This is a genomic window from Buchnera aphidicola (Meitanaphis flavogallis) (genome assembly GCA_039830035.1).
Classification (GTDB): Bacteria; Pseudomonadota; Gammaproteobacteria; order Enterobacterales; family Enterobacteriaceae; genus Buchnera_B; species Buchnera_B aphidicola_AZ.
In genome coordinates this window covers 370432-383870 of sequence record CP140038.1, presented here as the reverse complement: position 1 = coordinate 383870, position 13439 = coordinate 370432, and the positions used below count along the sequence as shown (strand labels likewise).

General features: G+C 23.1%; 12 protein-coding genes. 2 read left to right on the top strand and 10 right to left on the bottom strand.

Annotated elements, in window-relative coordinates:
- Positions 1-18 precede the first annotated feature (18 nt).
- A complete protein-coding gene (locus tag U0T59_01670) occupies positions 19-1911 on the bottom strand; it encodes an ATP-binding cassette domain-containing protein (GenBank protein XBC43145.1) in 1893 nt (630 codons plus the stop codon).
- Positions 1912-2875: 964 nt separating this feature from the next.
- On the opposite strand from U0T59_01670, the gene pncB reads away from it, so the two are divergent.
- Together pncB and asnS are read left to right on the top strand one after the other, a co-directional pair.
- Positions 2876-4066, top strand: coding sequence for a nicotinate phosphoribosyltransferase (pncB, locus tag U0T59_01665; protein XBC43144.1), 1191 nt, complete (start codon positions 2876-2878; stop codon positions 4064-4066).
- Between the two features lie 46 nt (positions 4067-4112).
- Positions 4113-5513: an asparagine--tRNA ligase gene (asnS, locus tag U0T59_01660; GenBank protein XBC43143.1), complete on the top strand. Its 1401-nt coding sequence runs from the start codon at positions 4113-4115 to the stop codon at positions 5511-5513.
- Positions 5514-6011: 498 nt separating this feature from the next.
- On the opposite strand, the gene U0T59_01655 is transcribed toward asnS, so the two are convergent.
- The 9 genes from U0T59_01655 to fabD form a co-directional block, all read right to left on the bottom strand.
- Entirely contained in the window at positions 6012-6530 is a 519-nt protein-coding gene (locus U0T59_01655) for a hypothetical protein (protein XBC43142.1), read from the bottom strand.
- A gap of 95 nt (positions 6531-6625) precedes the next feature.
- Positions 6626-6973 carry a histidine triad nucleotide-binding protein gene (locus U0T59_01650; protein ID XBC43141.1) on the bottom strand — a complete coding sequence of 116 codons (348 nt, stop codon included), beginning with the start codon at positions 6971-6973 and terminating at the stop codon, positions 6626-6628.
- 104 nt (positions 6974-7077) lie between these two features.
- Positions 7078-8511, bottom strand: a complete 1434-nt coding sequence (gene ptsG, locus U0T59_01645) for a PTS glucose transporter subunit IIBC (GenBank protein XBC43140.1) — start codon at positions 8509-8511, stop codon at positions 7078-7080.
- A 141-nt stretch (positions 8512-8652) separates the two neighbouring features.
- Positions 8653-9453, bottom strand: a complete 801-nt coding sequence (locus U0T59_01640) for a YchF/TatD family DNA exonuclease (protein ID XBC43139.1) — start codon at positions 9451-9453, stop codon at positions 8653-8655.
- Positions 9454-9480: 27 nt separating this feature from the next.
- The gene (locus U0T59_01635; protein ID XBC43138.1) at positions 9481-10476 is read right to left on the bottom strand and encodes a DNA polymerase III subunit delta' C-terminal domain-containing protein; all 996 of its coding nucleotides are present in this window, start codon (positions 10474-10476) and stop codon (positions 9481-9483) included.
- On the bottom strand, positions 10473-11108 hold the full coding sequence (tmk, locus tag U0T59_01630) for a dTMP kinase (protein ID XBC43137.1): 636 nt from the start codon (positions 11106-11108) through the stop codon (positions 10473-10475). The genes U0T59_01635 and tmk overlap by 4 nt, the downstream gene beginning before the upstream one ends.
- Positions 11109-11189: 81 nt before the next feature.
- Positions 11190-11426, bottom strand: coding sequence for an acyl carrier protein (gene acpP, locus U0T59_01625; protein ID XBC43136.1), 237 nt, complete (start codon positions 11424-11426; stop codon positions 11190-11192).
- Positions 11427-11519: 93 nt separating this feature from the next.
- On the bottom strand, positions 11520-12251 hold the full coding sequence (fabG, locus tag U0T59_01620; GenBank protein ID XBC43135.1) for a 3-oxoacyl-ACP reductase FabG: 732 nt from the start codon (positions 12249-12251) through the stop codon (positions 11520-11522).
- Positions 12252-12316: 65 nt separating this feature from the next.
- Complete coding sequence (gene fabD / locus U0T59_01615) at positions 12317-13195, bottom strand: ACP S-malonyltransferase (GenBank protein ID XBC43134.1); 879 nt, start codon at positions 13193-13195, stop codon at positions 12317-12319.
- Positions 13196-13439 lie beyond the last annotated feature (244 nt).

The window sequence follows — 13439 nt, the reverse complement described above, 5'->3', positions numbered from 1 at the left end:
TAATTTAATATTTATAAGTTATTTTTTGTATAATTCTAAATATTCCCATCTTAAAAAATGTTTTTCTAAATTAATTTCTGCATTTTTTAACTGATTTAAGAGTTCTTTTTTATTGTCTGGTGATAAACAAAAAAACTTTGAAGAATTTATTTCGTTTTGTAAATGATTAATACAATTTTCTATTTTTTCTATTTTTTTTGGTATATTTTTTAGCTCTTTTTTTAGATCTTTTTTTGATATTTTAGAAATTAGTTGGTTTTTATTTAGTACAGTTTTATTAGTTTTTTGTAAAGAATCAAGATTTGGAGCTACTTTTATAATATCATTCCATTTTTTTATATCAGGAAAAATTAAATGTTTATCAATATATCCGTTTTTTTTAAAAAACCAATATTTGTTAGCTACTTTTTGAATAAATTTTTGATCATGACTAACTAGAAGGATTACTCCTTTATATTTTTTTAATGCAGTTTCTAGGTTTTGTAATGATTCTAAATCTAAATCGTTCGTTGGTTCGTCCAGTATCAAAACGTTACTTTTTTTTAAAAATAATTTTGCTAATAGTAGTTTATTTATTTCTCCTCCTGAAAGTACTTTAGCTTTTAATTTAATTTTTTCTTTTGGAAATGAAAATTGTTCTAAATATTTTAATTTATGATACTTTTTATTATTAATGGAAATTTCATTTTTTTCATGAGATAAATTGTCTAAGACAGTTTGTTCAAAATTAATTTTGACTCGTTTTTGATCAAAATATGCTGTCTTCACGTTAGGATTGCAGACAATACTTCCACTATTTAGTTTCAATTCTCCTATAATTAATTTTAATAGTGTGCTTTTTCCACTTCCATTTGTTCCAATTAACGCAATTTTTTCACCTCTTTGTATAATATCCGAGAAACTATTAATTAAAATCATTTGGTTTGAATTAAAACATATTTCTTTTAGTTTAAAAAATAGATGACCCGAATAGTTATCTTCATTGATAACAATATTTGTTGTTTTCATAATAGGTTGACTAAGTTTACTTTTGTCTATCATTTTTTGTAATTGTTTTATTCGACTTTCATTTTTTGTAGATCGCGCTTTGACTCCGCTATTAGCCCACAATTTTTCTTTGTCTAATTTTTTTTTAAATTTTATTTTTTTTACTGCATTTATACATCTATTATTGAATTGATCGTTTAAAAAAGAATCATAATTCCCTGTCCATGAAATTAAACCTTCAGAATTTAAATGAATAATTCTAGTTGATACTTTATTTATAAATGATCGATCATGAGATACAAATAATAAACTAATAAGATGCGTTGTTAAAAATTCTTCTAGCCAGTGAATAGTAATTATATCTAAATGATTTGTAGGTTCGTCTAATATTATTAAGTCAGGTTCGCTTACTAATATTTTTCCGAGTTCTATTTTTCTTAGTAGTCCTCCAGACAGTGAAGATAACATAGCATGATTATTTAATCCAAAAAAATTGATAATGTTATCAATTTTTGTCTTTTTTTCCCATAATTGTTTTGTATTAAATATTTTTTTTAATTGGATTAATTTTTGTGAATCATTTAAAGGTTTCGTAAATTTTAAATGATGCAAAATATGAAAATAATTTTTTAAATATTGAGATTCATGTGCAATATCTTCGCAAATAAATTCGTAAATAGATTTATCGTTATTGTAAACAATGTTTTGTTGTAAATATTTTATTTTTATATTTTTTTTGTATGTAATTATGCCATTATCTAATGTTGTTTTTTTTGCAATAATATTGAGAAAAGTAGATTTCCCAGTTCCATTGTTTCCTACTAAACAAATTCGTTCTTTTTCTTTAATTTGGAAATTTATATCATTTAGTAATTTGTTTTGATTAAGTAAAAAAGTTGCGTTTTGTACATATACTAGCGACATAATTACCTTCTTTAGATTATATTTTTTTTGATAATAATTCGAAATGTATTATGAAATTTATGAGTAATAGAAAAATTTTTATAAATGTTAGATTTATACTATATTAATTATGAAAATAAGTTGTTGTATTGAATGATATTTTTTATTAATAGTATTTATATGAGTTTGAAAGTACAAATAATATTTAATAATAGCCAGAGATATCTCATAATTCATATTTCATTGAATGTAAGTTCTTTAATAATAACTATAATAACTAATTTATAAATATTATATAATATTTATAAATTTTAAGTTTTATATATGTTAATGTAAGTTCTAATTAAAAAAATATATTTCTAAATATAGTTTTTAACTAAAGCTAATGAATACGTTTTGTTTTATTAAGAAAAAAAATTTTAATGATATTAGTCTTTGGTATACTATAATAATTAATTATTTAACTATATTGTTATAAAGATAAATTCTTTATTTTAAAAAATTAGTGGAAAGATTTATTAAAATAAGATATTTTTGTTTTTTCTATATTGATCTTTTTATTGCTTTTTTAAAATTAATTCTTTTTAAGTTATTAGTATATATTTTATTTTTTAATTTTTACTATTACATAAAACATTGTTATAATTCTTTCTTTATAATTATTGTCAGATTTTTATAACTATTTATTAGAATGTATTTTAAATATTAAGTAGTTTAATATTAATAAATATGATTTTTTAACGGAATTAGAATAATATATTATTAATTAAATTATACAATATAAATACTTAAAATTATGTATACGTTTTCGAGATAGTACATATTAATAATGATATTTCGTAGTATTGTTTTTATATTTAATTTAAAATTTCAATAGTTGTTATATATATTGATGTTTTAAAAAAATATAAGTGTAATATGTGCTGTTAATACATTATAATTTTTTTAAAATTTATTAATTACAATAATATGCATCAAATATAATATGAAGAAATACAGCTATCCAATATTGAAAACTTTTTTAGACACTGATGCTTATAAGTTTCATATGCAACAAGTGGTATTTTATTATTATCAACATGTTACTGTATCTGCAAAATTTATATGTCGAGGTGTCAATATTTTTGGCAATTATTCTAAAATGTTGATTAATCAAATTGAAATGATGGCTACTAATTTGTATCTTACTAATGATGAATATATATATATGTCTTCTCTTCCTTTTTTTAAAAAAGAATATTTATTGTGGTTAAAGGATTTTCGATATAATCTTTCGCAAGTAAATATTTTCAATAAGAATGGACAGTTGTGTATTTACATACACGGACTATGGAAAGATGTGATATTATGGGAAGTTCCATTGTTATCGTTGATAAGTGAAATAGTTCATACAAATACATCGCCTAATGTTACATCAAACATTGCTTTAAATTATTTAAAAAAAAAGATTTTTCATTTTCATAAACTAACTAAAAATTTAGATATATCTAAATTAAAAATAATAGATTTTGGAACTAGAAGAAGATTTTCGTATGACATTCATTTTTCTATAATTAAATTTTTAAAAATGAATTTTCCATGGTTAATTGGATCAAGTAATTATCATTTTTCTAAAGTTTTTGGAATGCATCCTATAGGAACTCAATCTCATGAATGGTTTCAAGCACATCAGCAAATTAGTCCTATTTTAGAAAATAGTCAAAAAATCGCATTAAAAACATGGTTACTTCAGTACAAAGAATGTTTAGGTATTGCTTTAACAGATTGTATTTCTATGGATTCTTTTTTAAAAGATTTTAGTTTTGATTTGGCAAACAATTATAAAGGATTAAGACATGACTCTGGTGATCCATTTCAATGGGGTAAAAAAGCTATTAGTCATTATGAAAAACTTGGAATAAATCCGTTAACAAAAACATTATTGTTTTCAGATAGTCTAGATTTTGAAACAATAGTGCATTTATTTCAATTTTTTAATAAAAAAATCAATACAATATTTGGTATAGGAACGAAATTGACTTGTGATATTCCTAATGTAAATCCTTTAAATATTGTCATTAAGTTAGTAGAATGTAATGGTAAACCGGTAGCTAAACTTTCAGACAGTCCAGAAAAAATAGTTTGTTTTAATAAATTATTTATGGAAAATTTAAAAAAAGCTTTTAATTTAAAATAAAATAATTTTTTTTAAATAATTTCATATAATTATTGAGGATAACGTCGTGGATATAGTTTCTGTATCTGATATATATCATAATAAAATAAAAAAGCATACACTTATTAGTGTAAGAGGCTGGGTAAAAAATAGAAGAAATTCAAAATCTGGTATTTCTTTTATTGATTTGTATGATGGATCTTGTTTCGATACAATACAAGTTGTAGTTCATTGTTCTTTATTTAATTTTTATCAAGATATTATAAAATTAACAGTTGGTTGTTCAATGATTGTGCATGGTATATTAATAAAATCACTCAAAAAAAACCAATTATATGAAATTAATGCAAAAACAATAAAAATAGTCGGATTAGTTAATGATCCTTCAAGTTATCCTATGTCGTCCAAAAGGCATACTATTGAACATTTAAGGCAATATTCTCATTTAAGACCAAGAACAAATTTTATTGGTTCTATATCTAGGATTAGAAACTGTTTATTTCAAACTTTACATCAATTTTTATATAAAAAAGGATATTATTGGATTGCAACACCTATTATTACAGGATTAAACGCCGAAGGGTGTGGTGATATGTTTAAAGTATCTACACTGGATTTTTCTAATCTTTCTAAGACTGATTGTTCAAATATAAATTTTAAAAAAGATTTTTTTGGAAGGGAAAGTTTTTTAAGTGTTTCTGGTCAACTAAATTTAGAAGCGTATGCATGCGCATTGTCAAAAGTTTATTCTTTTGGTCCAACGTTTAGAGCAGAAAATTCTAATACTAGTAGGCATCTTGCTGAATTTTGGATGTTGGAAGTAGAAACTGCTTTTTCTACATTAAATGATTTAGTTTCATTTTCTGAGGAAATGTTAAAACATGCAGTGAATAATATTTTAGACCAATGCTTAATAGATATTGAATTTTTTAAAAAAACTTCAGATACAGATATTATATCTCGATTACAACAATTTTCAAAAAGAAAATTTGTCCAAATAGAATATGAAGAAGTTATAAATATTTTAAAAAAATCGGGACAGTTCTCTTTAAATTCAATATTTTCAGAAATGGATTTATTATCAGAACATGAAAAATATATTGTAGAACAGTATTTTGGTTGTCCAGTTATAATTGTAAATTATCCTAGGTCTATTAAAGCTTTTTATATGAAATTAAATAAAGATGGTAAAACTGTTGCAGCAATGGATTTATTAGTACCTAAAATTGGAGAAATTTTAGGAGGATCTGAGAGAGAAGAAAAACTAGATATTTTAGATAAAAGATTTTCTGAATTTGGTTTAAATAAAAAAAATTATTGGTGGTATAGAGATCTTCGTAAATATGGAACTGTCCCACATGCAGGATTTGGATTAGGTTTTGAACGTTTTTTATCATATATCATTGGAGTTAAAAATATTAGAGATGTATGTCCTTTTCCTAGAACTGTAAATAACATTAGTGTTTAGTATATTTTTGAAAATATAGGTTTTAATATATATTAAAAATAAAAAATATACTTCGTATAAAAAACTGAATTTTATTTTTTAACTTAATTGAGCATTAAAGTGCTTTCAAATTAATATTTTCTAATATTATAATATTAAAATTTAGAATAAATATACAAAATTATAATATAAAAAATATAATTTCGTTAAAATTTTGATGTGTTATATATTTAAACGTATATATTAAAAAATAAGGTGACTATGTTTTAATAATAGTACAATATTTATTGTTTAGTCAAGATTGGTTTATTTTACCTAAAAACTTTCCAACATAAAATGATATTTTTATTTTTTATATTAATTTTATTAAATGCATATTACAAATATTACAATATTGTATCTATTTTAGTATATTTGAGCATGTTAATATTTTTATTGGTATTAATTATAATTTTTTTTAATTTTCGAAGTAAGTTAAAATACTCATTATATAAAATATATATTAAATTAATAAACAATTTAATTTTCAAGTTTTCCTATTAACATATTGTCTTCTAAAATAATTTCTTTAGAATTAACCACAATAATTTGTAATTGCATATATAATTGTTTGTGCTTTTCATATATAGAATTATATAACAAATAATTTACATTTATTTTTTTTGCTAACATTAATGCTTTGTTTCTGTTAATTAATATGTCTTTAGACGAAATATTTAAATTTTTTTTAGCTTTTTTAATATTACTTTTTTGAGCTACGTTAAAGCAAGAAATTTCTTTATTAAAAAAATTAATAAATATATCTTGAATTTTATTTGTGTTTATTTCATAAATAGTATTATTGTTGACTTCATTTACAAGTATTAAATTGTCTTGAAATGGTATATTAATATTGTTTATTTTTTTTAACAAATCATTTTTTAATACTTTTTCAAAATTTAATAAATCAATAAATACATATTTTTTTAATAGAAATCTTGTATGATTTCTATCTTTTAAAAAATTTTTTTTAAATAAAAAGTTACAATCAGTTAGCATTAATGTAGATAATAATATTAATATATATACGATTTTTATTAAAAAACTCCTTTATAATTATTCTTATTGATGAGATTATTTTAATAATAAATTTTTTAAGAAGTCATTCTTCCTAATTTTTTTCCTCCTAATAAGTGTAAATGTAAGTGAAAAATTTCTTGTCCACCATGTTCATTACAATTAATTATCATACGATATCCACTTTTATTAATTTTAAACTTTTTAGCTAATACAATTGCTGAATATAACATATGTCCTAGTATATCTTTATTTTTTTCACTAATATCATTAGTGGATTTAATTAATTGATTTGAAACTATTAGTATATGTACAGGTGCTAGTGGCTTAATGTCATGAAAGGCAGTGACATTTTCATCTTTATAAATTATTTTAGAGTCAATATTTTTCTCTATTATTTGACTAAATACGCTTTTAATATTCAAAATAATATGCCTTTTTTAAGAATGTCATTACAATTTTGTAATTATATGTTAGAAGTAAGGAACAAAATATTTGAAATTAGATGTTGTTTTTTATTTTAAACATATTAATTGTTTAAGATATAATTGTCTATTTCTGTTTTGATATTATCTGATTTGGTTCCAAATACAACTTGTATTCCTAATCCTGAAATAATAACTCCAGAAGATCCAAGATTTTTTAGTTGTTGTACGTTAACTTTAGACATATCAGCTACTGTAATACGCAATCGAGTAATACAAGCATCTAAGAAAGTAATATTATTTTTTCCTCCTAAAGCAGATATTAACAATGGCGCCATTTCTTTTGTATTTTTATGTAATAATATTGTTTCAGAGTTTTCTCTTCCTGGTGTGGGTAAATTTAACTTAATTATGATCAGATAAAAAATAATGTAATAGAGACCACCATATAGTATTCCTATAATAGGAAATAACCACAAGTTATGGCTGTTTCCACTTAATACTATAAAATCAATTAATCCATGAGAAAAACTAGTACCTGATCTCATATCTAACCAAATGCAAATAGGAAAAGCTAAACCAGCTAAAATAGAATGAATTATGTATAATATAGGAGCTACTAATATAAATGAAAATTCAATTGGTTCTGTTATTCCTGTTAAAAAAGCAGTTAATGCTCCAGAAATCATAATTCCTCCTATTTTCGCTCTATTATGTTTGTAAGAGCATCGCCATATTGCTAACGCTGCAGCAGGGAGACCATACATTTTGAATATAAATCCTCCCGATAATTTTCCAGCTGTAGTATCACCTGCCATATATCTAGCAATGTCTCCATGAAATGTTTGTCCTATAGAATTACTATATTCTCCTATTTGCATTTGAAAAGGTACATTCCATATATGATGTAATCCAAATGGTACTAAAGCGCGTTCTATTGTACCATACATTCCAAAAGCTAGTGTTGGATTTTGATACGCTGCCCATTCAGAAAACATTTTTATTGTATTTCCTATAGGTGGCCATATGAGTGATAAAATTAAACCAATTATAATAGCTGATAAACCTGAAATAATAGGAACAAAACGCTTTCCAGAAAAAAAACCTAAATATTCTGGAAGTTGAATACAATAAAATTTGTTGAACATATATGCAGAAATGGTACCAGCAATAATGCCTCCCAGTATTCCAGTATCTAGTAAATGTTTGTTGGTTGTTTCTAAAATTGATGTTTTTAGAACAAATGGAATCATCAAAGAGAACGTATGAGTCATGATTCCATAAGCAATTACTGCTGCTAAAGCAGAAACTCCATCGTTTTTAGTAAAACCTAATGCTATCCCGATAGCAAAAATTAAAGGCATGTTAGAAAATACTGATCCTCCTGCTTCCGCCATTATTCTAGAAATAATATGCGGAATAACATAAAAATTTGCGGATCCAATTCCTAACAGTATTCCAGCTATAGGGAGCACAGATACTGGTAACATCAATGATTTACCTATTTTCTGTAAATTTGAAAATATATTTTTAAACATATATTTTAATTTCCTATGAAATTGATTATGCATAAAACATTTGAAAATAAAATTTTTTTTAGTTCTATATATTTATATAAATATTATTGTTAGGATATTAGTTATTAAACGACATTACGTATTCAATTATTATATAATAATTTATGAAATATATTTTAATAATTTTTGTTTTAATCGGAATAGTTTTAAAAAATTTTGTGTAGTATTATTAGCTAGGGTTTTAGTATCTATTTTCTTTAATTTAGAAATTGTTTTTGCTATATGATATAAAAAAGCTGGTTGGTTTTCTTGTCCTCGGAGTGGTGTTGGTGTTAAATATGGAGCGTCAGTTTCTAATAAAATTCGATCTAAAGGTATAAATTGTACAACTTTGCGTATGTTTTCAGAATTTTTAAATGTTACAATACCAGAAAAAGAAATATAAAATCCCATATCTAACAATTTTCTTGCATAATGAATGTTTTCAGTGAAAGAATGCATAATTCCTATGCATTGTTCCGCTTGTTCTTCTTGTAAGATGGTGATTGTGTCATCAATTGCACATCTAGTATGTATTAATAATGGTTTATTCAGTTTAATTGCAATACGAATATGTTGTCGAAATAATAATTTTTGAGCTTTACAGTTATTTTTTTGATAATAATAATCTAATCCAGTTTCTCCTATAGCAATTACTTGTTTAATTTTAGAAAGTAATTCTAATTGTTTTATTTCGTTTTGATTTTGATTAAGATATAATGGATGAATTCCACAAGATAATAAAATATTTTTATTATTTTTTATAAAGTTTTTTATATAATTAAAATTTTTTATAGATGTTGATACTGTCAGTAATAATTTAACATTATTTTCGAAAGCTTTTTTTAATACATCTTCTATTCCTGAATGTAAATTTTGATAATTTAAAAGGTCAATATGACAATGTGAATCTACGAAAAACATAATTTTTTCTCTTTTTTAAAAACAGTTTTAATATTTATACAATTTTAAAATACTTTCCCATCGTAATAATTGTTCAGTAAGTAACAGTTCTTTATTAATTCCAGAAATGTTGATCAATTTAAAATTAAAATGTATCCATGATCTGAGACTATTATCAAGTGAAAAAAAAGAATATTTTTCTTCAAAGCATCTTATTATATCTATTTTATCTAAATTAATGATATGATTCATATCATTATATTTTGCTTTCATAGAATCAAATAGTAAACTACATAACCAAAAAATTTTTTCTTTTATATCACCTAAATTTAAATTATCTAAAATATAAAATAGGTTATCATTTTTTATAGAGTATGTTAAGTCATGAAAAAACGTGTTTCGTGTTTTCCATAATTGTGTAAAAATAAATTTTTTAGCATAGATAGGTGATCCTTTGTTAACACGTAATGCAGTTTTAAAGATGTGTTCTTTTATTTCAGGATGATTATTTTTTAACCAATTGATGCTAACATTTTCTGATGGTATTGAAATCTTGTATAGCGTACATCGACTACGTAATGTAGGTAATAATGGATAAGAAAAGTAGTTTATTAATAGAAAATATGTATTTTTCGGAGGTTCTTCTAGTGTTTTTAATAAAGCATTAGTTCCGTGTTCTGTTAATTGTGACGCATCAGGAAAGTATATAACTTTATTTTTACTTATTTTAGGTGTTTTAAATATTTCATTACATAGCCATCTTACTGTATCAACTCCTATTATATTATTATGAGAAAATAGTTTCATATTATACCAATCAGGATGGTGTTTTGAGCTAACTAGTTGACAATTTCGACATTGATTGCAGAAACAACCATTGCTCATATGATTAATACATAATAACCAAATTCCGATTTTTTTTATCAGAGAAGTAGTTCCTATTCCTTTATATGTGTTTAAAATAATAGCACGATTATTTTTTTTGTTTTTCAAATGGTAAATAATATTGTAATAGTGCATATCTAACCATGGATATAGGTTCATATATTTTTTTTAAACCAAGAATAAAATTTTTTTTCAAATGTTTTTTTTACTATATTTAAATTGTAATTAGCATTAATTTTAATAATGTTAGGACGATTCTTGATGTACCTTAAATATGTATGTCTTACTTTAATAAAAAAAGTTAATGTATTTTTTTCTATTCGATCTAAATTTTTTCTTTTTTGAATTCTTTTTAAACCAATTTCTGGGTAAACATCTAAATAAAGTGTTATATCAGGAATGGGATTTTTGAAAAAAAGTGATTGTAATAGTAATATTTTTTTTTTACTAATACCTCTTCCACCTCCTTGGTAAGCTAACGAAGATAACGTATATCTATCAATTACTATCCAAGTTCCTTTTTTCAGTTCTGGATGAATGGTTGATTTTATTAATTGCATTCTAGCTGCATAAATTAATAATAGTTCACTTTCGCTATGAATATGTTCATTTTTGGTAGAGTATTTAATTAAGTTTCTTATTTTTTCAGATAAGGGAGTACTTCCTGGTTCTCTGAGATTTATGACATTAGTTACACCATATTTAAATAGTAATTGTTTAGTAAAATTGCACATAGTAGTTTTTCCAGATCCTTCTATTCCTTCAATGACTATAAATTTACTATTTAACATGATATATATATTCCAAGTTAATTTTTTAACAGTAAGATATCGATTTTTTAATGTTGTATTGAATTAAAATAGTAATAAATGTTATAAAATTTTACTTTTTATAAAATCAAGTATTGATTGTACTGTATTTAAATTTTCTGCTTCTTGATCTTTAATTTCAATATTAAATTCATCTTCTAATGTCATAATTAATTCAACGTGATCTAATGAATCTGCGCCAAGGTCCTCCGATAAATAAGATGAGTTTTTTATTTCTTTTTTTATCAATCCTAACTGTTTCGAAATAATATTTTTGACTTTTCTTTCTATGCTATTCATATAAATATCTTATGCTAATGTAATAAAATGTTTTTTAAAATATATGCCACATATATATAATAATTTAAATATTATTAAATATATTTTAAAAGTTTAAGGCATGTACATCCCTCCGTTGATATGTATAACTTGACCTGTAATATAACTAATACGATCAGATATTAAGAATAAAACAACTTCAGAAATTTCATCAATAGTTCCAAGTTTTTTCATAGGAATTTTTGATAAGTATTTATTTATTTGGCGTTGCGTTAAATGTTTTATCATTCTTGTTTTAATAAAACCTGGTGCTATCATGTTAATACAAATACCCTTATGAGCAACTTCTAATGCTAAAGATCTATGAAATCCTATTAATCCAGATTTAGAAGCAGAATAATTAGTTTGCCCGTGATTACCTATATGTCCCATAATTGATCCTATTGTAATAATTTTTCCTTTTCTTTTTTTAGTCATGTTTTTGACAATAGGTTTGGATATGTGAAAAATGGAATTTAAATTAATATTTATAACATCATTCCATTCTTTATCTGTCATATTAATTAATAATTTATCTTTTACTATTCCTATGTTATTTATCAATATATCGATGTATTTAAAATTATTATAAATATTTTTTATAGTTTTTTCAATGGAATTACAATTTGCAGTATTAAGAATTATACCCATACCTTTATTTTTTAAGTAATCATTGATTATGTTTTTTCCATACTGTGATTTAGAGGTTCCAATTACTGTGATTCCTTGATTTACTAGTTTTTTAGCAATTCCTTTTCCTATACCATGACTTGCTCCTGTAACTAATGCTATTTTTTTGAAGTTCATTATGAGTTTTGAATAATTATTTTTAAAAAAATTTAGAAGAAGTTAATTGTCTTGTTAAATTTAATTTATAATATTTTTATTATAGATCTGTTTAGATTAGTTAATGTGTTATTTAGTCCAACTTCAATAAATTTTAATGTATAATTAGACATTAGATATATGATAGTATTAACCCATTGTACTGGACTACATAATTGTTTTGCCAATGCTCTTCGGATAGCTGATATAGAAGTTTCGCATCGTGCATCGACATTATTAATTACTGGAAACATAGGTTTGCTAAATTTTATTTCATTAAGTATTATTGACAACTTTTTAGAAGCTTTTTTCATTAAAATGCAGTGAGAAGGAGGGGATATAGGAAGAGAAAAAATCTTTTTAGCACCATTTTTTTTGCAAATAGCACTGACTTTATGAACTACAGAAAATTCTCCTGCAATAACAATTTGATATTTAGTATTGATACAAGCTATTGAAACTGATTTTGTATACTTGAAATCTTCTAATATTTTTTCAATTTTAGATTTTGTTAATCCTATTATTGCGTGCATAGCTCCTTTTTTATTGTTCATGGATTCTTTCATAAATTTTTTTCGAAGAATAATTAGTTTTATAGCATCGTGAAACGTTAATGATTGTGAACATACCAATGCCGAATATTCTCCTAAACTATGTCCAGCTAATATAATTGATTTTTTTTTATTTTTGTTATTCCATAAACGATACATAGCAATTGACAACGTAAAGGTAATCAATAATTTAAATTTATTTTTATTAATTTCTTCTTGTGAACTTCTTTTTATTAATGCATTTAAGTCGTATTTAACATATTCAGAAGATTCGTCAAAAGTTTTTTTTATAATTTTGTTTTCTTTAATAAGAGATGATAACATGTTTATATTTTGTAATTCTTGACCTGGAAAGAGTATGGAATGTGAATACATTAATATTCCTTTTACAATAATAATTATAAGACATAAATATTTAATATTTAATTATTTTATTTTTTTAATATAAATTTATTTTTTGATTAAAATAAATTTTATGCTAAAGAATAAATAGAGTTATTTTAATAATAATTAATTCGTTTTATATATACATATACATTGTAGTTTCGTATATTTCAATACATTATATACATAATACATACATAATACATACATAATATAAATATATATAGTGCTATTT